Annotated in this window: 34 protein-coding genes; 3 read left to right on the top strand and 31 right to left on the bottom strand. The window is 67.7% G+C overall.

What is annotated here, in order from left to right:
* Nucleotides 1–184 precede the first annotated feature (184 nt).
* From rplO to rfbB, 27 genes are all read right to left on the bottom strand, one after another.
* Entirely contained in the window at nt 185–640 is a 456-nt protein-coding gene (gene rplO / locus ACWGIU_RS02295; protein ID WP_030008473.1) for a 50S ribosomal protein L15, read from the bottom strand.
* Nucleotide 641: 1 nt separating this feature from the next.
* A complete protein-coding gene (rpmD, locus tag ACWGIU_RS02290; RefSeq protein WP_053682614.1) occupies nt 642–824 on the bottom strand; it encodes a 50S ribosomal protein L30 in 183 nt (60 codons plus the stop codon).
* Nucleotides 824–1,426 carry a 30S ribosomal protein S5 gene (gene rpsE / locus ACWGIU_RS02285; RefSeq protein ID WP_073912880.1) on the bottom strand — a complete coding sequence of 201 codons (603 nt, stop codon included), beginning with the start codon at nt 1,424–1,426 and terminating at the stop codon, nt 824–826. The genes rpmD and rpsE overlap by 1 nt, the downstream gene beginning before the upstream one ends.
* A gap of 45 nt (nt 1,427–1,471) precedes the next feature.
* Nucleotides 1,472–1,855: a 50S ribosomal protein L18 gene (rplR, locus tag ACWGIU_RS02280; RefSeq protein ID WP_008739696.1), complete on the bottom strand. Its 384-nt coding sequence runs from the start codon at nt 1,853–1,855 to the stop codon at nt 1,472–1,474.
* Nucleotides 1,856–1,857: 2 nt separating this feature from the next.
* The gene (gene rplF, locus ACWGIU_RS02275) at nt 1,858–2,397 is read right to left on the bottom strand and encodes a 50S ribosomal protein L6 (RefSeq protein WP_030388858.1); all 540 of its coding nucleotides are present in this window, start codon (nt 2,395–2,397) and stop codon (nt 1,858–1,860) included.
* Nucleotides 2,398–2,417: 20 nt separating this feature from the next.
* Nucleotides 2,418–2,816, bottom strand: a complete 399-nt coding sequence (gene rpsH, locus ACWGIU_RS02270) for a 30S ribosomal protein S8 (RefSeq protein WP_008739698.1) — start codon at nt 2,814–2,816, stop codon at nt 2,418–2,420.
* Between the two features lie 222 nt (nt 2,817–3,038).
* The gene (locus ACWGIU_RS02265; RefSeq protein ID WP_003956452.1) at nt 3,039–3,224 is read right to left on the bottom strand and encodes a type Z 30S ribosomal protein S14; all 186 of its coding nucleotides are present in this window, start codon (nt 3,222–3,224) and stop codon (nt 3,039–3,041) included.
* 5 nt (nt 3,225–3,229) lie between these two features.
* Entirely contained in the window at nt 3,230–3,781 is a 552-nt protein-coding gene (gene rplE / locus ACWGIU_RS02260; RefSeq protein WP_030008469.1) for a 50S ribosomal protein L5, read from the bottom strand.
* Nucleotides 3,781–4,092: a 50S ribosomal protein L24 gene (rplX, locus tag ACWGIU_RS02255; protein ID WP_030008468.1), complete on the bottom strand. Its 312-nt coding sequence runs from the start codon at nt 4,090–4,092 to the stop codon at nt 3,781–3,783. The genes rplE and rplX overlap by 1 nt, the downstream gene beginning before the upstream one ends.
* 2 nt (nt 4,093–4,094) lie before the next feature.
* Nucleotides 4,095–4,463 (bottom strand): 50S ribosomal protein L14, encoded by a 369-nt coding sequence (gene rplN, locus ACWGIU_RS02250; RefSeq protein WP_008739701.1) that lies wholly within the window; start codon nt 4,461–4,463, stop codon nt 4,095–4,097.
* A gap of 105 nt (nt 4,464–4,568) precedes the next feature.
* On the bottom strand, nt 4,569–4,850 hold the full coding sequence (gene rpsQ / locus ACWGIU_RS02245; protein WP_030008467.1) for a 30S ribosomal protein S17: 282 nt from the start codon (nt 4,848–4,850) through the stop codon (nt 4,569–4,571).
* Nucleotides 4,850–5,074, bottom strand: a complete 225-nt coding sequence (gene rpmC, locus ACWGIU_RS02240; protein ID WP_008739703.1) for a 50S ribosomal protein L29 — start codon at nt 5,072–5,074, stop codon at nt 4,850–4,852. The genes rpsQ and rpmC overlap by 1 nt, the downstream gene beginning before the upstream one ends.
* A complete protein-coding gene (gene rplP, locus ACWGIU_RS02235) occupies nt 5,074–5,493 on the bottom strand; it encodes a 50S ribosomal protein L16 (RefSeq protein ID WP_008739704.1) in 420 nt (139 codons plus the stop codon). The genes rpmC and rplP overlap by 1 nt, the downstream gene beginning before the upstream one ends.
* A 5-nt stretch (nt 5,494–5,498) precedes the next feature.
* The gene (rpsC, locus tag ACWGIU_RS02230; RefSeq protein WP_008739710.1) at nt 5,499–6,341 is read right to left on the bottom strand and encodes a 30S ribosomal protein S3; all 843 of its coding nucleotides are present in this window, start codon (nt 6,339–6,341) and stop codon (nt 5,499–5,501) included.
* Complete coding sequence (gene rplV, locus ACWGIU_RS02225; protein WP_007265904.1) at nt 6,341–6,688, bottom strand: 50S ribosomal protein L22; 348 nt, start codon at nt 6,686–6,688, stop codon at nt 6,341–6,343. The genes rpsC and rplV overlap by 1 nt, the downstream gene beginning before the upstream one ends.
* A 43-nt stretch (nt 6,689–6,731) precedes the next feature.
* On the bottom strand, nt 6,732–7,013 hold the full coding sequence (rpsS, locus tag ACWGIU_RS02220) for a 30S ribosomal protein S19 (protein WP_008739713.1): 282 nt from the start codon (nt 7,011–7,013) through the stop codon (nt 6,732–6,734).
* Between the two features lie 12 nt (nt 7,014–7,025).
* Nucleotides 7,026–7,862, bottom strand: a complete 837-nt coding sequence (rplB, locus tag ACWGIU_RS02215; protein WP_008739715.1) for a 50S ribosomal protein L2 — start codon at nt 7,860–7,862, stop codon at nt 7,026–7,028.
* 39 nt (nt 7,863–7,901) lie between these two features.
* Entirely contained in the window at nt 7,902–8,225 is a 324-nt protein-coding gene (gene rplW / locus ACWGIU_RS02210) for a 50S ribosomal protein L23 (protein ID WP_030154694.1), read from the bottom strand.
* Nucleotides 8,225–8,875, bottom strand: coding sequence for a 50S ribosomal protein L4 (rplD, locus tag ACWGIU_RS02205; protein WP_030767300.1), 651 nt, complete (start codon nt 8,873–8,875; stop codon nt 8,225–8,227). The genes rplW and rplD overlap by 1 nt, the downstream gene beginning before the upstream one ends.
* Nucleotides 8,876–8,879: 4 nt before the next feature.
* On the bottom strand, nt 8,880–9,524 hold the full coding sequence (gene rplC, locus ACWGIU_RS02200; RefSeq protein WP_007265899.1) for a 50S ribosomal protein L3: 645 nt from the start codon (nt 9,522–9,524) through the stop codon (nt 8,880–8,882).
* Between the two features lie 14 nt (nt 9,525–9,538).
* Nucleotides 9,539–9,847 (bottom strand): 30S ribosomal protein S10, encoded by a 309-nt coding sequence (gene rpsJ, locus ACWGIU_RS02195; protein WP_003948644.1) that lies wholly within the window; start codon nt 9,845–9,847, stop codon nt 9,539–9,541.
* A gap of 489 nt (nt 9,848–10,336) precedes the next feature.
* Entirely contained in the window at nt 10,337–11,635 is a 1,299-nt protein-coding gene (locus ACWGIU_RS02190) for a lipopolysaccharide biosynthesis protein (RefSeq protein WP_453701792.1), read from the bottom strand.
* Between the two features lie 25 nt (nt 11,636–11,660).
* Nucleotides 11,661–12,545 carry a glycosyltransferase family 2 protein gene (locus ACWGIU_RS02185; protein ID WP_453701791.1) on the bottom strand — a complete coding sequence of 295 codons (885 nt, stop codon included), beginning with the start codon at nt 12,543–12,545 and terminating at the stop codon, nt 11,661–11,663.
* Nucleotides 12,546–12,554: 9 nt separating this feature from the next.
* Nucleotides 12,555–13,361: a glycosyltransferase family 2 protein gene (locus ACWGIU_RS02180; protein ID WP_453701790.1), complete on the bottom strand. Its 807-nt coding sequence runs from the start codon at nt 13,359–13,361 to the stop codon at nt 12,555–12,557.
* Nucleotides 13,358–13,759 carry a DUF2304 domain-containing protein gene (locus tag ACWGIU_RS02175; protein WP_365267911.1) on the bottom strand — a complete coding sequence of 134 codons (402 nt, stop codon included), beginning with the start codon at nt 13,757–13,759 and terminating at the stop codon, nt 13,358–13,360. The genes ACWGIU_RS02180 and ACWGIU_RS02175 overlap by 4 nt, the downstream gene beginning before the upstream one ends.
* A 143-nt stretch (nt 13,760–13,902) precedes the next feature.
* The gene (gene rfbD / locus ACWGIU_RS02170; RefSeq protein WP_453701789.1) at nt 13,903–14,814 is read right to left on the bottom strand and encodes a dTDP-4-dehydrorhamnose reductase; all 912 of its coding nucleotides are present in this window, start codon (nt 14,812–14,814) and stop codon (nt 13,903–13,905) included.
* Nucleotides 14,811–15,788: a dTDP-glucose 4,6-dehydratase gene (gene rfbB, locus ACWGIU_RS02165; protein WP_453701788.1), complete on the bottom strand. Its 978-nt coding sequence runs from the start codon at nt 15,786–15,788 to the stop codon at nt 14,811–14,813. The genes rfbD and rfbB overlap by 4 nt, the downstream gene beginning before the upstream one ends.
* Before the next feature lie 82 nt (nt 15,789–15,870).
* On the opposite strand from rfbB, the gene rfbA reads away from it, so the two are divergent.
* Nucleotides 15,871–16,746, top strand: coding sequence for a glucose-1-phosphate thymidylyltransferase RfbA (gene rfbA, locus ACWGIU_RS02160; protein ID WP_453701787.1), 876 nt, complete (start codon nt 15,871–15,873; stop codon nt 16,744–16,746).
* The gene (rfbC, locus tag ACWGIU_RS02155) at nt 16,743–17,342 is read left to right on the top strand and encodes a dTDP-4-dehydrorhamnose 3,5-epimerase (protein WP_329099577.1); all 600 of its coding nucleotides are present in this window, start codon (nt 16,743–16,745) and stop codon (nt 17,340–17,342) included. The genes rfbA and rfbC overlap by 4 nt, the downstream gene beginning before the upstream one ends.
* A 189-nt stretch (nt 17,343–17,531) precedes the next feature.
* Here the strand turns inward: rfbC and tuf are convergent, their stop codons facing one another.
* From tuf to rpsL, 4 genes are all read right to left on the bottom strand, one after another.
* Complete coding sequence (gene tuf, locus ACWGIU_RS02150) at nt 17,532–18,725, bottom strand: elongation factor Tu (protein ID WP_352041759.1); 1,194 nt, start codon at nt 18,723–18,725, stop codon at nt 17,532–17,534.
* A 148-nt stretch (nt 18,726–18,873) separates the two neighbouring features.
* Nucleotides 18,874–21,006 (bottom strand): elongation factor G, encoded by a 2,133-nt coding sequence (gene fusA, locus ACWGIU_RS02145; protein WP_381886076.1) that lies wholly within the window; start codon nt 21,004–21,006, stop codon nt 18,874–18,876.
* 39 nt (nt 21,007–21,045) lie between these two features.
* Complete coding sequence (gene rpsG, locus ACWGIU_RS02140; RefSeq protein ID WP_007265894.1) at nt 21,046–21,516, bottom strand: 30S ribosomal protein S7; 471 nt, start codon at nt 21,514–21,516, stop codon at nt 21,046–21,048.
* 2 nt (nt 21,517–21,518) lie between these two features.
* A complete protein-coding gene (gene rpsL / locus ACWGIU_RS02135) occupies nt 21,519–21,890 on the bottom strand; it encodes a 30S ribosomal protein S12 (protein WP_007265893.1) in 372 nt (123 codons plus the stop codon).
* A gap of 368 nt (nt 21,891–22,258) precedes the next feature.
* On the opposite strand from rpsL, the gene ACWGIU_RS02130 reads away from it, so the two are divergent.
* The gene (locus tag ACWGIU_RS02130; RefSeq protein WP_453701786.1) at nt 22,259–24,730 is read left to right on the top strand and encodes a YfhO family protein; all 2,472 of its coding nucleotides are present in this window, start codon (nt 22,259–22,261) and stop codon (nt 24,728–24,730) included.
* The last annotated feature ends 69 nt before the right edge of the window (nt 24,731–24,799 follow it).

Raw genomic sequence — 24,799 nt, 5'->3', positions numbered from 1 at the left:
GCCTCCTGCGACCCCCGCGCTACTGCGTCAGAGGTGACGGTCTGAGGGATCGACGAATACGACAAAGCAAAGGTGCACGCCACCTTACCGGCGAGTGTGCCTTCCGTGGAACGACCGACCGGGGATGCCCCATATGTGAGGCATCCCCGGTCGGGTTTCGAGCTATTCAGCCACTGAAATCGTCTTAGACGAGCTCGGTGACGGTGCCGCCGGCAGCGGCAATCTTCTCCTTGGCGGAGGCGGAGACGGCGTCAACCGAAACCTGCAGCGCCACGGAGATCTCGCCCTGGCCCAGGACCTTGACGAGGCTGTTCTTGCGAACCGCGCCCTTGGCGACCAGGTCGGCCACCGTGACTTCTCCACCCTCGGGGTAGAGAGCGCCGAGCTTGTCCAGGTTCACGACCTGGAACTCGGTGCGGAACGGGTTCTTGAAGCCCTTGAGCTTCGGCAGACGCATGTGGAGGGGCATCTGCCCGCCCTCGAAGCGCTGCGGGATCTGGTAACGGGCCTTCTGGCCCTTCGTACCACGACCGGCCGTCTTACCCTTCGACGCCTCACCACGACCGACACGGGTCTTCGCGGTCTTGGCACCGGGGGCGGGACGGAGGTTGTGGGCCTTCAGCGGGCTGTTCTCAGCCATGTTAGTCAACCTCCTCAACCGTCACGAGGTGGCGGACGGTCTGCACCATTCCGCGGAACTCGGGGCGGTCCTCCTTGACGACCACGTCGTTCAGGCGCTTGAGCCCGAGCGAACGCAGAGTGTCGCGGTGGTTCTGCTTGCTGCCGATGTACGACTTCGTCTGCGTGATCTTGAGGCGAGCCATTACGCACCCGCCCCAGCACGTGCACGAAGCAGAGCCGCGGGGGCGACGTCCTCGAGGGGCAGACCACGGCGAGCCGCGATCTCCTCGGGACGCTGCAGGCCCTTGAGCGCTGCGACGGTCGCGTGCACGATGTTGATCGCGTTCGACGAACCGAGCGACTTCGACAGGATGTCGTGTACGCCGGCGCACTCCAGAACGGCGCGCACCGGGCCACCGGCGATAACACCGGTACCGGGGGAAGCCGGCTTCAGGAGCACGACGCCGGCGGCACGCTCGCCCGTGATCGGGTGAGGGATCGTGCCCTGGATGCGCGGAACCTTGAAGAAGGACTTCTTGGCTTCCTCGACACCCTTGGCGATGGCCGCGGGAACTTCCTTGGCCTTGCCGTAACCGACACCTACAGTGCCGTCACCGTCGCCCACCACGACCAGCGCGGTGAAGCTGAAGCGGCGACCACCCTTGACAACCTTGGCGACGCGGTTGATCGCGACAACGCGCTCAACGTAAGCGGTCTTCTCGGCGGCAGGGCCACCGTCGCGACCCTTCCGGTCCCGCCGCTCGCCGCCACCGGCACCGCTTCCGCGGCGCTGGGGTCCAGCCATTGGATTACCTCTCTCTGTTACGTCCGTGAGTCCCGGAACCGGGGCTTAGAACTTCAGCCCGGCTTCGCGGGCGGCGTCAGCCAGAGCGGCAATGCGCCCGGCGTATCGGTTGCCACCGCGGTCAAAGACAACGGTCTCGACGCCGGCAGCCTTCGCACGCTCGGCCACGAGCGCGCCGACGGCCTGGGCCTGGGCGCTCTTGTCGCCTTCGCCACCGCGGATCGAGGTGTCCAGGGTCGACGCCGACGCCAGGGTGTGACCCTGGAGGTCGTCGATGACCTGAGCAACGATGTTGCGGTTGGAACGCGTCACGACGAGGCGCGGACGCTCCGCCGTACCCGACACGTTCTTGCGAATGCGGATGTGGCGGCGAGCCTTGGCAGCGCGCTTGTACGCGTCGCCCTTGGCGATCTTCACACCGTATGCCATGGCTACTTACCAGCCTTTCCGACCTTGCGGCGGATGACTTCGCCGGCGTACTTGACACCCTTGGCCTTGTACGGGTCGGGCTTCCGCAGCTTGCGGATGTTGGCGGCGACCTCGCCGACCTTCTGCTTGTCGATGCCCTCGACCGAGAACTTGGTCGGCGACTCGACCTTGAAGGAGATGCCCTCGGGCGCCTCCACCAGGATCGGGTGGCTGTAACCCAGCTGGAACTCCAGGTTGGAGCCCTTCGCCAGGACACGGTAACCGACACCGCTGATCTCGAGAGCCTTGACGTATCCCGTGGTCACACCGGTGATCATGTTCGCCACCAGCGTGCGGGACAGGCCGTGCAGGGCCTTGTTCTGACGCTCGTCGTTCGGACGGGTGACGTTAAGAACGCCGTCCTCGCCCTTCACAACGGCGATGGGAGCCTTGACGGTGTGGGAAAGGGAACCCTTGGGGCCCTTCACCGCGACCGTGCTGCCATCGATGGTGACGTCCACACCGGCGGGAACCTGGATGGGGAGCTTGCCGATTCGCGACATTGCTTTTCCTCCGTTCCCGACTACCAGACGTAGGCGAGGACTTCCCCACCTACGCCCTTCTTGCCTGCCTGCTGGCCGGTGAGCAGACCGTGGGACGTGGAGATGATCGCCACGCCCAGGCCGCCGAGCACCTTCGGCAGGTTGGTGGACTTCGCGTACACGCGCAGACCGGGCTTCGAGATCCGCTTGATGCCCGCGATGGAGCGCTCACGGTTCGGCCCGAACTTCAGCTCGAGGACGAGGTTCTTGCCGACCTCGGCGTCCTCGACCTTCCAGCCGGTGATGAAACCCTCCTGCTTGAGGATCTCTGCGATGTGCGACTTGATCTTGCTGTGCGGCATCACGACAGAGTCGTGGTACGCCGAGTTAGCGTTACGCAGACGGGTCAGCATGTCTGCGATCGGGTCAGTCATGGTCATGAAGTGGCCTTCGGCCTCTCTCGCCGGGGTTTCCTGTATGCGCCATCCCTCTCCCCACTCAGTGGCGGGACGGGTGCGGTGCGGGGACCTACGGCGTAGTAAGTCGATAGGGCGGTGGACGCCCAACCCCACAAGCCTACGGCATGAGGAGCTGGGCACCCACCGACCAGATGCTTACCGAGAGTCTCTGGAACTTCCCAAGTCCTTACGGACGGAAGGGAATTACCAGGAGCTCTTGGTCACGCCCGGCAGCTCGCCACGGTGAGCCATCTCACGAAGGCAGACGCGGCACAGGCCGAACTTGCGGTACACGGAGTGGGGGCGACCGCAGCGCTGGCAGCGGGTGTACGCACGCACACCGAACTTGGGCTTACGGGCAGCCTTCGCGATGAGAGCCTTCTTCGCCATCTCGCTTACGCCTCCTTGAAGGGGAAGCCGAGGTGACGAAGGAGCGCGCGGCCCTCAGCGTCGTTGGTCGCCGTGGTGACCACGGTGATGTCCATACCCCGGGTACGGTCGATCTTGTCCTGGTCGATCTCGTGGAACATGACCTGCTCCGTGAGACCGAAGGTGTAGTTACCACGGCCGTCGAACTGCTTCGGCGACAGACCACGGAAGTCACGGATACGCGGCAGCGCGAGCGACAGCGTACGGTCCAGGAACTCCCACATGCGGTCACCACGGAGGGTGACGTGGCAGCCGATCGGCTGACCCTCGCGCAGCTTGAACTGCGCGATGGACTTGCGGGCCTTCGTGACGGCCGGCTTCTGACCGGTGATCGTCGTCAGGTCCTTGATGGCGCCGTCGATCAGCTTGGAGTCGCGGGCGGCGTCGCCCACACCCATGTTGACCACGATCTTCACGAGGCCGGGGATCTGCATGACGTTCTCGTAGGAGAACTCCTCACGCAGCTTGCCCGCGATGTCCTCGCGGTACTTCGTCTTGAGACGCGGAGTGGTAGCCATCAGATGTCCTCACCCGTCCGCTTGGCAACGCGGATCTTGTTGCCCTCGTCGTCGAAGCGGTAGCCGACGCGGGTGACGACCTTCTTGCCGTCCTTCTCCACAACCAGCTGAACGTTGCTGACGTGGACCGGGGCCTCGGTGATCACAATGCCACCGGCCTGGTTCTGCGCAGCCTTGGTGTGCTTCTTGACCCGGTTGACACCCTCGACGAGGACACGGTTGTCGGCGGGGAAGGCAACGATGACCTTGCCCTGCTTGCCCTTGTCCTTACCGGTGATGACCTGAACCAGGTCGCCCTTCTTGATCTTCATGCTTACAGCACCTCCGGCGCGAGCGAGATGATCTTCATGAACTTCTTCTCGCGCAGCTCACGGCCCACCGGGCCGAAGATACGGGTGCCGCGAGGGTCGCCGTCGTTCTTCAGAATGACGGCGGCGTTCTCGTCAAAGCGGATGTACGAGCCGTCCTGGCGGCGACGCTCCTTGACGGTGCGAACGATGACAGCCTTGACGACGTCACCCTTCTTCACGTTGCCACCGGGGATCGCGTCCTTGACGGTGGCGACGATGACGTCACCGATGCCCGCGTAGCGGCGACCGGAACCACCGAGAACACGGATGCAAAGGATTTCCTTGGCACCAGTGTTGTCGGCGATACGCAGTCGCGACTCCTGCTGGATCACGTGTATCTCCTGTTTGTCTGCCGGTTCCCGGCGGGGGCTTCACTCCGGAGAGCGTCGCCCCCACCGAGCCTGGCGGAACGAACCTAAGGGAAACCCCTCAGGTGCTTACTTGGCCTTCTCGAGGATCTCGACGATGCGCCAGCGCTTGCTCGCCGACAGCGGACGCGTCTCCATGATGAGGACGCGGTCGCCGACGCCGGCAGCGTTCTGCTCGTCGTGAGCCTTGAGCTTGTTCGTACGGCGGATGACCTTGCCGTACAGGGCGTGCTTCACGCGGTCCTCGACGGCGACGACGACGGTCTTGTCCATCTTGTCGCTGACGACCAGACCCTCACGGGTCTTGCGGAAACCGCGCTCGGTCTTCTCAGTCACGTTGTTCTCGCTCATCAGGCGCTCTCCACCGTCTCGATACCGAGCTCACGCTCGTGCATCAGGGTGTAGATGCGAGCGATGTCCTTACGGACGGACTTGAGCCGGCCGTTGTTCTCCAGCTGACCCGTGGCCGCCTGGAAGCGGAGCTTGAACAGCTCCTCCTTGGCCTCGCGCAGCTTGCCAACGAGCTCCTCGTTGCCGAGCTCACGCAGCTCGGACGCCTTGGTTCCCGTCGCCATCACGACTCACCTGCCTCGCGCCGAACAATCCGGCACTTCATCGGAAGCTTGTGAGCAGCGCGGGTGAGCGCCTCACGAGCAATCTTCTCGTTCGGGTAGGACAGCTCGAACATGACCCGGCCCGGGTGCACGTTGGCGATCCACCACTCAGGAGAACCCTTACCGGAACCCATGCGGGTCTCGGCAGGCTTCTTCGTCAGCGGGCGGTCCGGGTAGATGTTGATCCAGACCTTGCCGCCACGCTTGATGTGGCGGGTCATCGCAATACGAGCCGCCTCGATCTGGCGGTTCGTCACGTACGCCGGGGTCAGCGCCTGGATGCCGTACTCGCCGAACGTGACCTCAGTACCGCCCTTGGCCATACCGCTGCGCTTCGGGTGGTGCTGCTTGCGGTGCTTGACCCTACGAGGGATCAGCATGTCGGTCAGGCCTCCGTTCCGGTGCTCTCGGCCGGAGCGGCGGCGGGAGCGTCGGCCTTGGGGGCCTCGGCACCAGCAGCCTGCTGCGGCTTGCGGCCACCACGGCCGCCGCGCTCGCCACCACGGCCACCACGGCCGGCGGGACGGTCGCCAGCGCCCTGCGCGCCACGGGCCGGGCGGTTACCCGCACGGGCCGCAGCGTTCTCGGCGCGAACCTCGGCGATGTTCTTGACGTCGCCCTTGTAGATCCAGACCTTCACACCGATACGGCCGAAGGTGGTCTTGGCCTCGAAGAAGCCGTAGTCCACGTTCGCGCGCAGCGTGTGCAGCGGCACACGACCCTCGCGGTAGAACTCGGAGCGGGACATCTCGGCGCCGCCGAGACGGCCGCCACACTGGATCTTGATGCCCTTGGCGCCGGCCTTCATCGTGCCCTGCATGCTCTTACGCATGGCGCGACGGAAGGAGACGCGGGAGGAGAGCTGCTCGGCAACGGCCTGGGCGACCAGCTGGGCATCGAGCTCGGGGTTCTTGACCTCGAGGATGTTCAGCTGGACCTGCTTGCCCGTGAGCTTCTCGAGGTCACCGCGGATGCGGTCGGCCTCGGCGCCACGGCGGCCGATGACGATGCCCGGACGAGCGGTGTGGATGTCCACACGCACGCGGTCACGGGTGCGCTCGATCTCAACCTTCGAGATGCCGGCGCGCTCCATGCCGGACGTCATCATCCTGCGGATGGCGACGTCTTCCTTGACGTAGTCCTTGTACAGCTTGTCGGCGTACCAACGCGACTTGAAGTCGGTGGTGATGCCGAGCCGGAACCCGTGCGGGTTTACCTTCTGGCCCATTACCGGGAACCTTCCTTGCTGCTGACGACCACGGTGATGTGGCTGGTCCGCTTGCGGATCCGGTAGGCACGGCCCTGGGCACGCGGACGGAACCGCTTCAGGGTCGGGCCCTCGTCCACGTACGCCTCGCTGATGACCAGCGTGGAGGCGTCCGGGTGGTTGTAGTTGTGTGCGGCGTTGGCAATGGCGCTGTCAAGCACCTTGCCAACCGGCACGCTCGCGGCCTGCGGGGCGAAACGCAGGACCGCCTGAGCCTCCGTGGCATCCATGCCACGGATAAGGTCCACCACTCGGCGGGCCTTCATGGGCGTGACGCGGATGTACCGCGCCTGGGCCCTGGCTTCCATGGTTGTCCCTTCGGTGTAAGTCATAGTCGTAACCACCCCGCCTTTAGCGGCGCTTCGACTTCCGGTCGTCCTTGACGTGGCCGCGGAAGGTGCGAGTCGGCGAGAACTCGCCGAGCTTGTGGCCGACCATCGACTCGGTGACGAACACCGGGACGTGGGTCTTGCCGTTGTGCACCGCGATGGTGTGACCCAGCATGCTGGGGATGATCATCGAGCGACGGGACCAGGTCTTGATGACGTTCTTGGTGCCGGCTTCGTTCTGGACGTCCACCTTCTTTACGAGGTGGTCGTCGACGAAGGGCCCCTTCTTGAGACTGCGCGGCATCTAAACCCGCTCCTAGCGCTTCTTGTTCGTCTTGCGGCGGCGGACGATGTACTTGCTCGAAGCCTTCTTCGGCGAGCGAGTACGACCCTCCTTCTGACCCCACGGGGAGACCGGGTGGCGACCACCACTGGTCTTGCCCTCACCACCACCGTGCGGGTGGTCAACCGGGTTCATCGCGACACCGCGGACGGACGGGCGAACGCCCTTCCAGCGCATACGGCCGGCCTTGCCCCAGTTGATGTTCGACTGCTCGGCGTTGCCGACCTCGCCGACCGTGGCGCGGCAGCGCGCGTCGACGAGACGGATCTCGCCCGACGGCATACGAAGGTGGGCCATCGTGCCCTCCTTCGCCAGCAGCTGCACGGAGGCACCGGCCGAGCGCGCGAACTTGGCGCCGCCACCGGGACGGAGCTCGATCGCGTGGATCGTGGTACCGACCGGGATGTTGCGGAGCGCGAGGTTGTTACCGGGCTTGATGTCGGCCGTGGGGCCGTTCTCAATCCGGTCGCCCTGCTTCAGAGCCTTCGGCGCGATGATGTAGCGCTTCTCGCCGTCCGCGTAGTGCAGGAGCGCGATGCGCGCGGTGCGGTTGGGGTCGTACTCGATGTGCGCGACCTTGGCCGGCACGCCGTCCTTGTCGTGACGACGGAAGTCGATCACGCGGTAGGCGCGCTTGTGTCCACCACCCTGGTGGCGAACGGTGATCCGACCGGTGTTGTTACGGCCGCCCTTGCTGTGCAGGGGGCGAACCAGCGACTTCTCCGGCGTGGACCGCGTGATCTCGACAAAGTCGGCGACGCTGGAGCCACGACGGCCCGGGGTCGTCGGCTTGTACTTGCGGATACCCATTTCTCAGTCCTCGTCCGATTCCGGACGACTAGACCTCCGTTAGGAGGCCTGGCCGCCGAAGATGTCGATTCGGTCGCCCTCAGCGAGGGTCACGATGGCGCGCTTGGTGTCAGCGCGCTTGCCGAAACCGGTCTTGGTGCGCTTGCGCTTACCCTGACGGTTGATCGTGTTGACCCCGGTGACCTTGACCCCGAAGACCGCTTCCACGGCCTGCTTGATCTGGGTCTTGTTGGAGCCGGGCGCGACGATGAACGTGTACTTGTTCTCGTCCAGCAGCGCGTAGCTCTTCTCCGAGACAACCGGCTTGATCAGCAGGTCGCGCGGGTCGGTGAAGGTCTTGCTGGTAACGGTCGCCTCAGACATCAGGCGTCGCTCCCTTCGGTCTCATCGGCCTTGGGGCCAGACACGAAGGACTCGAAAGCGGCCTGAGTGAAGACCACGTCGTCAGAGACGATCACGTCGTACGTGTTCAGCTGGCCCGGCTCCAGGATGTGAACCTGGGGCAGGTTGCGGGCGGACAGCCACGCGGCCTCGTCGGCGCGCTCGACGACCAGGAGCAGGTTCTTGCGCTCCGAGATCTTGCCGAACAGCGTCTTGGCGGCCTTCGTGGAGGCGGCACCCTCGACCACGCCGGTGACGACGTGGATGCGGGAGTGACGCGCACGGTCCGAGAGGGCACCGCGGAGGGCGGCGGCCTTCATCTTCTTCGGGGTCCGCTGGGAGTAGTCACGCGGCTGCGGGCCGTGGACCACGCCACCGCCGACGAACTGCGGCGCACGGGTCGAACCCTGGCGCGCGCGGCCGGTGCCCTTCTGGCGGTACGGCTTGCGGCCACCACCACGGACTTCGCCGCGACGCTTGGTCTTGTGCGTGCCCTGACGGGCAGCTGCCAGCTGAGCGACAACGACCTGGTGGATCAGCGGAACGCTGGTCTTCGCGTCGAAGATCTCCGAGGGGAGCTCGACGGTACCGGCCTTGTCGCCTGCCGGCGAAAGGATGTCAATGGTGCTCATTACCTCAAGCCCCCTTGGCCGCGGTACGGACCAGGACGAGGCCGCCGTTCGGACCGGGGACTGCGCCCTTGATGAGGAGCAGACCCTTCTCCGCGTCAACCGCGTGGATGGTCAGGTTCTGGGTGGTGACGCGCTCGTTACCCATACGACCGGCCATGCGCATGCCCTTGAAGACACGCCCAGGGGTGGCGCAGCCACCGATCGAACCGGGGGAGCGGTGCTTGCGCTGCACACCGTGACCGGCGCCGAGGCCCCGGAAGTTGTGCCGCTTCATGACACCGGCGAAGCCCTTGCCCTTGCTGTTGCCCGTGACGTCAACCTTGACGCCGGACTCGAACACCTCAGCAGTGATCTCCTGGCCGAGCGTGTACTCGCTGGCGTCGGAGGTGCGGAGCTCCACCAGGTGGCGGCGGGGGGTCACGTCGGCCTTGGCGAAGTGGCCCTTGAGGGGCTTGTTCACCTTGCGCGGGTCGATCTCGCCGAAGGCGATCTGGACCGACTCGTAGCCGTCGATGTCGTTCGTACGGACCTGGGTAACGACGCAGGGTCCGGCCTTGACCACGGTCACCGGGACGACACGGTTGTTCTCGTCCCAGACCTGGGTCATGCCGAGCTTCTCGCCCAGGACGCCCTTGATCTGCTTTGCCATCTTCTCGACGCCTCTCAGAGCTTGATCTCGATGTCAACGCCGGCCGGAAGGTCCAGGCGCATCAGCGAGTCAACGGTCTTGGGAGTCGGGTCGAGGATGTCGATCAGGCGCTTGTGCGTGCGCATCTCGAAGTGCTCGCGCGAGTCCTTGTACTTGTGCGGCGACTTGATGACGCAGTACACGTTCTTCTCAGTGGGCAGCGGCACCGGGCCCGCGACCGACGCACCAGTGCGCGTCACCGTCTCGACGATCTTCTTCGCCGAGGAATCGATGACCTCGTGGTCGTAGGCCTTGAGCCGGATGCGGATCTTCTGTCCCGCCATGGCTACTCCGTAGTCCTGTCTGTTTGTGGAAACGCTCTGGCGCCCGGTCGGCTGCGGGACGGATCCCGCGGCCTCTCCTCCGACCCACGCGGTCGGGCGTGTCGCACTCCCTCTACAGAAAATTCCCATACGGAAATTCCCTCGTCCAAGGGGGTACGGTCCCTGTGACCGCGATTCGGGGGAGAAACACCCACCGAGTGCCTGGTGGGCACCGTGCTGACACTTCCCAGAAGATTCCCGTACGTCCGCCCCCATTGCTGCCCCGAGAGGCAGATTAAGGACGACGAGTACTGTGGGACTCGCTTCCGGTCCTCCCGGCGGGAGGCGCGCAGCATCGGCACTCAGCCGAGCAACTTGAGTAGTCTGCCATACGAGGCACGTACCTGGCTAATCGGGCCGAAGAGAATACCCCGCCACGCTGCGTGGTCAAACCGGACCACGCGCAGGCGCGGCAAGGCCTCCCGGCGGAATGACCATCGCGTCATGAGGTCAGACTTCGGTGAGCCGGCCCTCGGGGGCAAGCGCCGCCGTACGGCGCGGGACGGCGCCGCGCAGGGTCAGCAGCATCGCGGCGGCGGTGGCCAGCGAGCCGACCGCGTAGGCGAGGCCCACGCGCAGCGCGATGTCCCCGGGCAGCAGGGTGATGCCGAGCAGGACCGCGGTGCCGAACACCCAGCACGCCAGCTGGGCGCGGTGCCGGTGCAGCACCATCTGCGCCTGGCCGAGCACCATCGCCAGCATGTAGCAGGTCGTCCCGATGGCGAACCAGAGGAAGTCGAGGCGGCCGAGCTGGCCGGGCTCGGCTCTGAACAGGACCTCGATGAGCCAGGGTCCGGTCAGGACGGCCGGCACACCGCCGAGGGCGCCGAGCGCGAGCACCACCAGGCAGGCCTTGCGGAGCATCCGGGCGAAGCCCTGGTGGTCGCCGCCCGCCACCACGGTGGACAGCCCGGAGAGCAGCGAGGCCTGCAGCGAGCCGAAGACGAAGAGCGGTATCCGCGCCAGTACCAGGGCGCTGAGCAGGCCCGCGATCAGTGCGGTGCGGGTCGGCTCCAGCAGCTGGGTGCTCATCACCGCCGCGTTGACGACCACCTGGGCCAGCAGGGTGGAGGCGGTCAGCGGACCGAGACCGCGGACCAGCTCCCGGGTGGTGATCGGCCCGCCGGGCCGCGCCGCACCCCGGGTCGGGGACAGCGTGACCAGCAGGGCGACGAACGGCGCCACGACGAGGATCAGGCTGAAGGCGAGCGCCGAGTGCAGCCCGGCGAGGGCGCAGCCGAAGGCCAGCACGATCCGCAGACCGCCGTCGACCGCGAGCTGGGAGCCGTACGCGGTGAACCGGCCGGTGCCGGCCAGGACGCCCCGGGTGAGGTAGCACAGGGCCATGCCGGTGAAGGCGGCGCCGAGTACGGCGACCATCGCACGGTCGCCCCGGAACAGCCGGTCGGCGATCGGCCCGGCGAAGAGGGCGAGCGCGCCGAGGAGCACGGCCAGGACGCCCGCGGTCAGCAGCCCCGCCTTCCGGAGCACCGGTGCGGCGCCCTCACCGCGTACCGCGCGGGCGGCGACGATCCGGGTGAGTTCCTGCTCGATCGGGAAGAACAGGCCGATCCCGACCGACATCACCAGGGTCCACAGCACCGAGACCCCGGCCTTGTCGGCCGTCGCGAGGCTGTGTCCGGCGACCGCGAGGTGGATGTAGGAGGCGGCGCCGAGCACAGCGGTGCCCCCCGCGACCATGGCGGTCCCGGGGGGCAGGGCCTTGAGCAGTTTCGCTATCGGGTTCATCCAGTGGCTTTCATCGGCCGCACGCTCAGCGCGTGGCGTGGCGGAGCATGGCGCTGACACCGGGCCGGCCGGCCTTCATCGCGGCTCCGGGCAGCAGGGTGATCGCGTGCAGCCGGGACGAGAGGTGCAGCCGGGAGACCTTGGCGGCGCGCGGCCAGCCGTGCCGGTCGAGGCGGTCGGCGGTCTCCACGAAGAAGCGCTTGGCCTCCTCGAAGCGGTGGCCGGTGTAGGCCTTGGCCGAGGACTCGCTCTCGGCGTGCCGGCGGTAGCTGAAGCAGACCTCCGGCGTGGTGGCCAGGCTCTCGCCCGCCACCAGCAGGTCCACGACCAGGGCGAGGTCCTGGATCACGCCGAGGTCGGCCCGGAAGCCGAAGCGCTTGATCGCCTCGGTGCGCCAGCAGATGGACGGGAAGTACAGCCAGTTCCCGCGCAGCAGGCTGGTGGCCAGCTCCTCGCCGCCGAGCAGGGCCCTGCCCGGGCTCTTGGGCGCGTACAGCTTGCGCTTGGTCCGGTCGGCCAGGGTGTCGTACGGCAGACCGTCGGTGCCGATCACCTGGACGCCGGGCTGGATCATCGCCGCGGTCGGCTCGCGGTCGGCCGTCGCCCGCACGACCTGGAGGTAGTTCGGCTGCATGAGGTCGTCGCAGCCCATGAGCACCAGGTACTCGTACTCGGCGAGCTCGACGCAGCGGTTGAAGTTGCCGGTGACACCGAGGTTGCGTTCGTTGCGCAGGTAGCGGACCCGGGGGTCGGCGAGCTGCTCGAACCACTCGGGGACGCCCGGTTCGGTGCCGTCGTCGACGACGGTCAGGCGCCAGTCGTCGCCGTCCTGGGCCAGGACGCTGCGGACGGCGCCCTGCATCAGTGCGACGTCGCCGTAGTACGGCAGGAGGATCTCGAAACGCGACATGTTCTCCGCCTAGGCCTTCGTCAGCTCGCGGTCGACCAGCTCGGCCGTGCGCTGCTGGAAGGCGGTGTACGCCGGGGTGCCGGGCGTGAACGCCTTGAGCTCGCCGGGCATCCGGCGGATCATCGCGAGCAGCAGCACGAGGCCGGCCCGGGTGAGGTAGACCATCGCCCTGAACGGCGAGGCGCTCGGCCGGCCGGTGGTGCGCTCACGCATCGCCACGGGGATCTGGCGCACGGTGAAGCCGGAGCGGGCGGCGCCCACCATGGACTCGATGGTGTCCCCGAGGTACTCCACGGGGTACCAGCGGGCGAAGAACTCGATGAGCGGCCGGTTGCAGGCACGGAAGCCCGAGGTTGTGTCGGTGAGCTTGGTCCGGGTGATGCGCGACAGCACCACGGACAGCAGCGACATCGCCCACTTGCGCGGGCCGCGCACGGTGTAGTCGCCGTCGCCGGCGAACCGGGCGCCTATGACGAGGTCGGCGTCGCCGACGGCGAGGCGCTCCAGCAGCGCCGGCACGTACGCCGGGTCGTGCTGGCCGTCGGCGTCCACCTGGATCGCGACGTCGTAGCCGTGCTGCTGCGCGTAGCGGTAGCCGAGCCGCATCGCGCCGCCGACACCGAGGTTGAAGGGCAGCTGGGCGACGGCCGAGCCGGCGGCCCGGGCCACCTCGGCGGTGTTGTCGGCCGAGCCGTCGTCGACCACGAGGGTGTCCACGTACGGCAGTTGCCGCTGGATCTCGCTCAGGACGGAGGGCAGTCCGTCCTCCTCGTTCCAGGCGGGAAGAATGATCAGAACGCGACGACCGTCGTTCACGAGTTCACCTGTGCCTCGATGGCGCCGGATTCCTCCGCGCGCGGCGACGTGCTGGGGTAACCGCCCTGCTGGACGAGGTGCGCGCGGATCAGCGCGACGTCCTCCGCCAGGGTGCGCGTCTCCGCCTCCAGCCGGCTGGTCTCCCAGCTGAGGTGCAGGCTGACCAGCAGGACCAGGACGAACCCGATGAAGAACACCAGGCTCACGCCGGATGCGACGCCGAGGCTCTTGGCCACCGGGTCCAGCAGGTCGGGGACGAACCCGAGCGGGGCGGCCAGCAATCCGATGGCGAGCCATATCGCCGCGTACTTCTCCCGCAGTTGCTGGCGGCGCAGCAGCTCGAGGATGTACCCCAGCACCAGAAGACCGGTGATGGAGGTCAGAACGGAGAGTCGCACAGCGGACGGCGCCTTTCGCGCGAAGGGGCCAACATCTTTATAGGAGAAGCATATGGCACCGCACATGACGCCAACGGGGCCCGAGCGGTTGCATCCCGGGCTCCGTCGACGGCGTGCGCGTGCAGGCGATCAGCCCCGCCGGCTCACTTCGTGGAGGGCGGTCCCAGCAGATCGGCGAAGGCCGGGCGGGTGATCGCCTCGGCGAGCTGGACCCGCCAGTCGGCCGGCGGTTCGAGCCCCGCGGCCGACCAGCCGTCGTGAGCAAGGACACTGAAGGCCGGGCGCACGGCGGGCCGCACGAACGCCTCGGAGGTGGTCGGCCGGATCCGCTCGGGGTCGAGTCCGCTCAGCCGGTAGGCCTCGCGCGCCAGCCCCATCCAGGTGGTCCGGCCGCTCGCGGTGCCGTGGTAGACCCCGCCCGGGGCCGTGCCCGCCAGTGCGGCGAGGCCCAGGTCGACGAGGTGACGGGCCAGCGCGTAGGACCAAGTGGGCTGGCCGTGCTGGTCGTCGACCACGTCGAGGGTGTCCCGCTGGGCGGCCAGCTTCAGCATGGTGGCGACGAAGTTCGCCCCGTGCTCGCCGTACAGCCACGCGGTCCGCACGATGTAGCCGTCCTGCGGAAGCAGCTCGGCGACGGCCTGTTCGCCGACCAGCTTCGAGCGCCCGTAGGCGTTGACCGGACCGGTCTCGGCGTCCTCCCGGTACGGCTGCGTGGCATCGCCGGGCAGCACGTAGTCGGTGGAGACGTGCAACAGGCGCGCACCCGCGTCGGCGCAGGCCGCGGCGAGGACGCGTACGCCGGTGCCGTTGACTGCGGTGGCGGCTTCCTCGGCGGTCTCGGCGCCGTCCACATCGGTCCAGGCCGCGCAGTTGACGACGACCGCGGCACCCTCGACGGCGGCCCGGACGGCTGCCGGGTCGGTGATGTCGAGGTCGGCGCGGCGCAGGCCCGCGGCCTCGAGGCCGGCGTCCTTCAGGACGGCCAGGACGTCCTGGCCGAGCATTCCGGCGGCGCCGGTGACGAGCCAGCGGCCGGCTCGCGGGTTCGCGGTCACTTCTGCAGGGCCGCCTTCGCCTTCAGCGGCTCCCACCAGGCACGGTTCTCGCGGTACCAGTCGATGGTGGACTTGATGCCGTCCTCGAAGGTGACCTGCGGGGCGTATCCGAGCTCGGCGCCGATCTTGCTGATGTCGATCGAGTAGCGGAGGTCGTGACCCTTGCGGTCCGCGACCGGTTCGACCATGTCCCAGCCGAGGCCGGCGGCCTCCAGCAGGACACCGGTGAGCTCCTTGTTGGTGAGCTCGGTACCGCCGCCGATGTTGTAGACCTCGCCGGCCCGGCCCTTGCGCATGGCCAGGTCGATGCCGCGGCAGTGGTCGGAGACGTGCAGCCAGTCGCGGACGTTGCCGCCGTCGCCGTACAGCGGGACCTTCTTGCCGTCCATCAGGTTCGAGACGAACAGCGGGATGACCTTCTCCGGGAACTGGTAGTGCCCGTAGTTGTTGGAGCAGCGGGTGACCACCACGTCCATCGCGTGGGTGCGGTGGTAGGCCAGTGCCAGCAGGTCGGACGACGCCTTCGAGGCGGAGTACGGGGAGTTCGGCACCAGCGGCCACTCCTCCGTCCAGGAGCCCTCGCTGATCGAGCCGTAGACCTCGTCGGTGGAGATGTGGACGAAGCGGCCGATGCCGTGCTTGCGGGCGGAGTCGAGCAGCACCTGGGTGCCGACCACGTTGGTCATCACGAACGGGCCCGCGCCGGCGATCGAGCGGTCCACGTGGGACTCGGCCGCGAAGTGCACGACGACATCGTGACCTGGCATGACCTGGTCGACGGCGTCCGGGTCGCAGATGTCGCCCTTGACGAAGGCGTATCCGGGGTGGTCGGCGACCGGCGCGAGGTTGGCCTCGACGCCCGAGTACGTCAGCTTGTCGAAAACAGTGATCTGCGCCGTGGCATCTGCAGCGAGCTGCTGGCGGACGAATTCTGAACCGATGAAGCCGGCGCCGCCGGTCACAAGAATGCGCATAGTACGAAGAGTCTAGCGGTCCGCCCAACGTCACATGTGCTGAGCTCTGCTCCCCCACGCCCTCTCGCATAGGGTTCTCCCCATGCGTGGAATCCTCTTGGCCGGTGGCACCGGATCTCGACTCTGGCCGCTGACCCGGGCAGTCTCGAAACAGCTGCTGCCCGTCTTCGACAAGCCGATGATCTACTACCCCCTTTCCACCCTCGTGATGGCGGGTATCAGCGAGATCCTGATCATCACCACCCCGGACGACCGCGAACAGTTCGAGCGACTGCTCGGCGACGGCTCGCAGTTCGGCCTGCGGCTGGAGTACGCCGTCCAGGAGCGCCCGGAGGGCATCGCCCAGGCGTTCGTCCTCGGCGCCGACTTCATCGGTGACGAGTCCGTCGCCCTGATCCTCGGCGACAACATCTTCCACGGCAGTGGCCTCGGCACCCGCCTCGCCCAGCACACGGACGCCAAGGGCGGCCGTGTGTTCGCGTACCCGGTGGCCGACCCCACCGCCTACGGCGTGGTCGAGTTCGACGAGGACGGCCAGGCCATCTCCATCGAGGAGAAGCCGGAGAAGCCCAAGTCCCGCTACGCGGTACCGGGTCTGTACTTCTACGACAACCAGGTCGTCGAGATAGCCCGGGGGCTCGAGCCCAGTGCCCGCGGCGAGCTGGAGATCACCGCCGTCAACGACGCGTACCTCCAGGCCGGCGAGCTCAACGTCACCATCCTCGACCGCGGTACCGCGTGGCTGGACACCGGCACCTTCGTCTCGATGGTGCAGGCCTCCGAGTTCGTCCGCGTGATCGAGGAGCGTCAGGGCTTCAAGATCGGCTGCATCGAGGAGGCGGCCTGGCGGGCCGGCCTGATCGACTCCGCACAGCTGCGCGCCCTGGCCGAGCCGTTGACCAAGAGCGGCTACGGCGACTACCTGCTGATGCTGCTCGCCGAGGAGAACGCCGGATGAAGTTCCGCGAACTGTCCATAGCGGGCGCCTTCGAGGTCACCCCGCAGCTGCACGGCGACCCGCGCGGCCTGTTCACCGAGTGGTACCGCTTCGACCGGCTGGCCGAGGTCGTCGGGCACCCGCTGAACCTGGCACAGGCGAACCTCTCGGTCTCCTCCGCGGGCGTGGTCCGCGGCATCCACTTCGCCGACGTACCGCGCGGCCAGGCCAAGTACGTGACCTGCGTACGCGGCGCCGTGCTCGACGTCATCGTCGACCTGCGGGTCGGCTCCCCCACCTTCGGACAGTGGGAAGGTGTCCGCCTCGACGACGTGGACCGCCGCGCGGTCTACATCCCCGAGGGTCTCGGCCACGGCTTCTGCGCGCTGAGCGACGACGCGACGCTGTCGTACCTCTGCTCGGAGACGTACAACCCGACCGGCGAGCACTCGGTGCACCCGCTCGACCCCGACCTGGGCATCGAGTGGCCGGCCGACGTCCCGCTGCTGTCCGCCCGCGACGAGGCCGCTCCCTCGCTGGCCGACGCCCTCGCGACCGGTCTGCTGCCCGACCACGCCGCCTGCGTCGAGTTCACCGAGTCCCTGCGCGTGAGCTGACCCACCGCCGTACGCAGGTGAGGGCCGTACCCCGTCCGGGGTGCGGCCCTCACTCGTACCCGCACCCGTCGGTACGGACGGACGGCCCGCACATGCCGAAGGGCCCCGTCCCACCGCCGAGGCGATGGGCCGGGGCCCTTCAGTGCAACTTGGTGCCCGGTGAACGGGCTACCAGGTCAGAGCACGAAATTACTTCGTGATCTTGGTGACCTGGCCGGCGCCCACGGTACGACCACCCTCACGGATGGCGAACTTCAGGCCCTCCTCCATGGCGATCGGCTGGATCAGCGCGACCGACATCTCGGTGTTGTCGCCCGGCATGACCATCTCCGTGCCGGCCGGCAGGGTGACGACACCCGTGACGTCCGTGGTACGGAAGTAGAACTGCGGACGGTAGTTGTTGAAGAAGGGGGTGTGACGGCCACCCTCGTCCTTCGACAGGATGTAGGCCTGGGCCTCGAACTCGGTGTGCGGGGTGACCGAACCGGGCTTGATGATGACCTGGCCGCGCTCGACGTCCTCGCGCTTGATGCCACGGAGGAGCAGACCGACGTTCTCGCCCGCCTGGCCCTCGTCGAGGAGCTTGCGGAACATCTCGATACCGGTGACCGTGGTGGTGGTCTTGGTCTCCTTGATACCGATGATGTCGACGGTCTCGTTGACCTTCAGGACACCACGCTCGATACGGCCGGTGACGACGGTACCGCGACCGGTGATCGTGAAGACGTCCTCGACGGGCATGAGGAACGGCATCTCGGTGTCACGCGGCGGGGTCGGGATGGCCTCGTCGACGGCGGACATGAGGCCGAGAAGCTTCTCGCCCCACTCCTTGTCGCCCTCGAGCGCCTTCAGCGCGGAGACGCGGACGACCGGCAGGTCGTCGCCCGGGAACTCGTACTCGGAGAGCAGCTCACGGACCTCGAGCTCGACGAGCTCCAGGATCTCCTCGTCGTCCACCATGTCGGCCTTGTTCAGCGCGACGACGATGTAGGGGACGCCGACCTGGCGGGCCAGGAGCACGTGCTCCTTGGTCTGCGGCATCGGGCCGTCGGTGGCGGCGACCACGAGGATCGCGCCGTCCATCTGCGCGGCACCGGTGATCATGTTCTTGATGTAGTCGGCGTGACCCGGGCAGTCGACGTGGGCGTAGTGACGCGCCTCGGTCTGGTACTCGACGTGCGCGATCGAGATGGTGATACCGCGCTGGCGCTCCTCAGGAGCCTTGTCGATCTGGTCGAAGGCCGAGGCCTCGTTCAGGTCCGGGTACGCGTCGTGCAGCACCTTGGTAATGGCGGCCGTGAGGGTCGTCTTACCGTGGTCAATGTGACCGATGGTGCCGATGTTGACGTGCGGCTTAGTCCGCTCGAACTTCGCCTTCGCCACGGGGTCCTCCTGGAGAGTGGTTCTGTACGCCTTACTCATCGGCGCCAGGTGATCTTTGCTGGAAAGCCGGTCCCTCCGGGGCAACGGAGGTTTGCTCCTGTTGCCCCAGAGGCTCCGGTGACAAGCCTAAAGCGTGTACTCGGAAGAGTTACTCGCCCTTGGCCTTCGCGATGATCTCCTCGGCGACGTTCCGGGGAACCTCGGCGTAGGAGTCGAACTGCATCGAGTAGCTGGCGCGACCCGAGGTCTTGCTGCGGAGGTCTCCGACGTAACCGAACATCTCCGAAAGGGGCACGAGGCCCTTCACGAGACGCGCGCCGTGACGCTCCTCCATGGCCTGGATCTGGCCACGGCGGGAGTTGATGTCGCCGATCACATCGCCCATGGACTCCTCGGGCGTGGTGACCTCAACGGACATCATCGGCTCGAGCAGTACGGGAGAAGCCTTGCGCGCGGCCTCCTTGAAGGCCTGCGAACCGGCGATCTTGAAGGCGAGCTCCGAGGAGTCGACCTCGTGGTAGCCACCGTCGAGAAGAATGACGCGGACGCCCGTCATCTCGTAGCCGGCCAGGATGCCGAACTGCATGGCCTCCTGCGCACCGGCGTCGACCGAGGGGATGTACTCCCTCGGGATGCGGCCACCGGTGACCTTGTTCACGAACTCGTACGCCGGGCCGTCCGACTCGGTGATCGGCTCGATCGCGATCTGCACCTTGGCGAACTGACCGGTACCACCGGTCTGCTTCTTGTGGGTGTAGTCGTGACGCTCGACGGTCTTGCGGATCGTCTCGCGGTACGCGACCTGCGGCTTGCCGACGTTGGCCTCGACCTTGAACTCGCGCTTCATACGGTCGACCAGCACCTCGAGGTGCAGCTCGCCCATACCGCCGAGGATGGTCTGGCCGGTCTCCTCGTCCGAGTGAACGTGGAAGGAGGGGTCCTCCTCCGCGAGACTCTGGATGGCGACACCCAGCTTCTCCTGGTCACCCTTGGACTTGGGCTCGATGGCGACCTGGATGACCGGAGCCGGGAAGTCCATGGACTCCAGGATCACGGGGGCCTTGTCGTCACACAGCGTCTCACCGGTGGTGGTCTGCTTCAGACCCATGACGGCGACGATGTCACCGGCGCCCACCGCGGCGATCTCCTCACGCTTGTTCGCGTGCATGCGGTAGATCTTGCCGATGCGCTCCTTCTTGCCCTTGACGGAGTTCAGCACCGCAGTGCCGGCCTCCAGGCGGCCCGAGTAAACCCGGACGAAGGTGAGCTTACCGAGGTGCGGGTCGCGCATGATCTTGAACGCGAGCGCGGCGAGGGGCTCCTCGTCGGAAGGCTTGCGCTTCACGACCGTCTCGGCGTCGCGGACGTCGTGGCCCTCGATGGCCTCGATGTCCAGCGGCGACGGCAGGTAGCGGACGACGGCGTCGAGCAGGGGCTGAACGCCCTTGTTCTTGAACGCCGTGCCACAGAACACCGCGGTGATCGTGGGCTCGCCCTTGCCCTTGCCGGAGCCGAGGATGATCCGACGGACGGCGGCGTGCAGCTGCTCCTCGGACGGCTCGTCGCCGTTGAGGAAGAGCTCCATGATCTCGTCGTCGTTCTCGGCGACGGTCTCGACCAGCTTGCCGCGCCACTCTTCAGCAGCCTCGGTGTGCGTGGCCGGGATGTCGACGATGTCGTACATCTCGCCCTTGGTCGCCTCGGCGGACCAGACGAACGCCTTCATCGTGACGAGGTCGACGACACCCTGGAAGTCGGCCTCGGCACCGATGGGGAGCTGCATGACGATCGGAACCGCACCGAGGCGGTCCTTGATCATGTCGACGCAGCGGTGGAACTCGGCGCCGGTGCGGTCGAGCTTGTTGACGAAGCAGATACGCGGCACGCCGTAGCGGTCCGCCTGACGCCAAACGGTCTCGGACTGCGGCTCGACGCCGGCCACACCGTCGAAGACGGTGACGGCGCCGTCGAGGACGCGGAGCGAACGCTCCACCTCGACGGTGAAGTCGACGTGACCCGGGGTGTCGATGATGTTGATCGTGTGGTCAACGTCTTCGAGGGGCCAGTGGCAGGTCGTCGCGGCAGACGTGATGGTGATACCACGCTCCTGCTCCTGCTCCATCCAGTCCATCGTGGCGGCGCCGTCGTGGACCTCACCGATCTTGTACGACACACCGGTGTAGAACAGGATGCGCTCGGTGGTGGTCGTCTTGCCCGCGTCGATGTGGGCCATGATCCCGATGTTGCGGACCTTGGCCAGGTCAAGCGAAGTGGTAGCCATAAGGCTTCGGTCTTCTCTCGGTCTCGATGTGGGGTGGGACTACCAGCGGTAGTGCGCGAAGGCCTTGTTGGACTCGGCCATCTTGTGCGTGTCCTCGCGCTTCTTGACGGCAGCGCCAAGACCGTTGGAGGCGTCGAGCAGCTCGTTCATGAGGCGCTCGGTCATGGTCTTCTCACGACGGGCGCGGGAGTAACCCACGAGCCAGCGGAGGGCCAGGGTCGACTGGCGACCCGGCTTGACCTCGACGGGGACCTGGTAGGTCGCGCCACCGACACGGCGGGACTTGACCTCGAGGGACGGCTTGACGTTCTCCAGCGCGCGCTTCAGCGTGATGACCGGGTCGTTGCCGGTCTTCTCGCGGAGGCCTTCCATGGCGCCGTAAACGATGCGCTCGGCGGTGGAGCGCTTGCCGTTCAGGAGGATCTTGTTGATGAGCGACGTCACCAGAGGAGATGCGTAGACCGGGTCGATGATGACCGGGCGCTTCGGGGCGGGGCCCTTACGAGGCATTCTTACTTCTCCTTCTTGGCGCCGTAGCGGCTGCGGGCCTGCTTGCGGTTCTTGACAGCCTGGGTGTCAAGCGCACCGCGGATGATCTTGTAACGAACACCCGGCAGGTCCTTCACACGGCCACCACGCACGAGCACGATCGAGTGCTCCTGCAGGTTGTGTCCCTCACCCGGAATGTAGGCGGTGACCTCGATGCCGGAGGTCAGACGCACACGCGCGACCTTACGGAGCGCCGAGTTCGGCTTCTTCGGGGTGGTCGTGAACACACGCGTGCAGACGCCGCGACGCTGGGGCGAAGCCTCGAGCGCGGGGGTCTTTGTCTTCTCGACCTTGTCCTGCCGGCCCTTCCGGACCAGCTGCTGGATCGTAGGCACTACTTCTCCGGTTTCTGTGTGCCGTGTAGTGAAACTAACCTGGAACTCCCCCGACCCACGCGGTCGGGTGTGTCGAACACTGCACGCTTTCACCGAAGTGGGTCGGGCGCAGATTGCGGTGTGGTCTTCTCGGCTCTCCGCGGGGTCTTACGCACACGCGGGAGCCCAGGGCACACCCCAGGCACAAGGTCAGAGCGTACCTACCTCACAGAGGTAGGTCAAAACAAATGGCCAGCACGAAAACCCGCCGCGCGCAAGTGGGGGGCGGCCCAATCGGCCCTGCGCCCCGCCCCGGCGCCCTAAACTGACGGCTTGACCGGCGCGGGACGCCCGCGAGTCGATCAGCAGGGAGCAGGACATTGGGGACCGTGGCACCCGAGCCGACCACAGTCGACGCCCGCCTCCCGGCCCCCCGCAGACCCGCCCCGCACAGAACGGCCATCCGCCGGATCACCCGTTCCCGCGGCCCCCTGCTGGCCTTCCTGATCACCTCGGGTGCCTTCTGCGCGGCCTGGGTGGCCCGCGGCACCTATCCCTTCGGGAACACCGGCCGAGCCCTGAACGACCAGGCCAACCAGTACGTGCCCTTCCACCGGGCGCTGTGGGACCTCGTCCACGGGCAGGCCGCCGGCGACCTGCTCTTCACCTGGCGCGGCGGCTTCGGACAGCAGTTCCTCGCCGACTACCACACCTACCTCGGGAACCCCTTCTCCTGGCTGGCCGTCCTCGTCCCCCGCGCCCACGTCGACCTCGCCGTCTTCGCGGTCACCCCGATCACGATGGGCACCGCCGCGGCGGTGATGACCGTGTACCTCGGCAAGCTCCACCCCGGCCCGTGGTGGCAGCGGGGCGTGCTCGGAGCGACGTACGGCCTGTGCGGCTGGGCGCTCAGCGACGCCTCGTACATCCCCATGTGGCTCTGGGGCCTGGTCGCGTTCCCCGTGCTCGGCATCGCCGTCGAGTGGTGCCTGGAGGAACGCCGCTGGCCGGGCGTGGCCCTGCTGGTCGCGCTCGCCTGGTTCGGGAACTTCTACACCGCGATGATGGCCACGATGGCCGCCTGCGTCCTGCTGGCCATCCGCATGATCACCCGCGACATGACAGGCCGGCAGCGGCTGCGCACGCTGTGGCGGGCGGCGACGGCCACCGGCACCGGGATCCTGCTGACCCTGCCGCTGCTCCTGCCGTCGTTCCTGGCCAGCGGGGCCGCGCAGCCCACAAGGGCCGCCGCCTTCGACCCCGTACGGATCGAGCTCTTCCTCGCGGGCGTGCTCCCGGCCACGCACCTGTGGGGCGGCCGCCCCCGGCTCTACGTCGCCTCGCTCGGCCTGATCCTGGCCGGCTCGTTCGTCCTGAACAGCGCCGTCGCGAAGCGGACCCGGCTGGTGTGGGCGGCCGCGACCCTGCTCGTCCTCGCCTCCTTCCAGTTCCCGCCCACGCAGTTCCTGTGGCACGGGCTGGCGGTGCCGAACGGCAACCCGTACCGGGAGACCTTCGTCTTCAGCGGGATGGTGGTGATCGTGGCCTGGCTGGCGCTGGCCGACCGGCCGCGCCCGCTGCACCTGGCCCTGGTCGCCGCCCTCCTGGTGGCGGCCACCTTCGTCCTGCGGCGCGCCGACGACTTCGGCGGCTGGACCTGGCCGGCCGTGCTCGGCGGCGGCGGGGTCTCCCTGCTGGCCCTGTGCCTGCTGCGGCTCGGCGAGAAGCGCCGGTTCCTGATCCCGGTGGCCGCCGCGCTGATGATCGGCGTCGTGTTCGCCGAGTCCACGGTGGCCGCCGCCAACGCGGACGCCCGCCGGGCCCGCGAGCGCTGGGCCAAGCCCGTCACCACGTCGAGCCGGTCGATCGGCGACCACTTCGAGGCCGTCCGCGAAGTGGCGGGATGGCCCGCCCACCGGACCGACTCGGGTGCGCCGCAGAGCGCCTACAACGACGCCCTGGCGCTGCGGGCGGAGGGGCCGCAGTACTACAGCAGCTACCTCCCCGAGGCCACCTACCAGGCCCTGGAGCCCCTCGGCTACGGCTTCAAGAACGACGGCCGGACCTTCTTCGGCGCCGACAACCCGGTTCTCGACGCGATCTTCTCGATCGGCGCGCGGGTCCGCCCGGGGACCGCCGCGGGCACCTGGACGGCCTCGAAGTTCCCCGCGCCCCCGCTGGTCACCGTCCGCACCGCGCCGTACACGTCCCCCAACCCGGCGGAGAGCGTCTACGCCCGCCAGGAGAACGTCCTGGGCGCCACCGTCTACCAGGTCCCCCCGGTCACCCGCGGCGGCACCGCCACTGAGCAGACGTACGCCGCCCGCTGCACCCCCGGCTCCGAGGCCTACTGGTACTCCCCCGCCCCGTACGGCACCGTCCGCGCCGACGGCGGCCCCCAGCGGCTCCTGGAGGACCGGATGACCGGCGTGACCCCGCTGGGCACCGTCCCCGCCTCGGGCCGGGTCGACGTCACCGTGCAGACCCGTACGAAGGACGCGGACGCGGGCGCGTACCCGCTCGGCTGCCTGGACCGCGCGGCGCTCGACGCGACCGTCCGGCACCTCACCGTCACCGGCGCCACCGCGGTCCGTCCGGGCGGCCACACCATCGGGGCCACCCTCCCCGCCCCCACCGGGGGCACGGCCGTCATCGCCACGACCGCCGTCCCGGGCTGGCAGTGCTCGGCCCCGCTGAAGCCCTTCCACGGCCTGCTGGCCGTGGACCTCCCACCGGGCACCACCGAGTTCTCCTGCACCTTCACCCCGAAAGGCCTCGCCCCGGGCCTGGCGGGCGCCGCCCTGGCCCTGATGGCCGTCGCCGGGGTCCAGGTCACCACCCTCCGCCGCCGACGCCGCTGACCGCCCCCGGAGCGCCCGGGGGCATCCGGAGACACCCGGAGGACGTTCTCGCGGCTCCCAGGGAACGAG

It is taken from the genome of Streptomyces sp. NPDC054840, assembly GCF_053611065.1.
The sequence above is the reverse complement of the archived record's forward strand: the minus strand, read 5'-3'. Positions and strand labels throughout refer to the sequence as shown.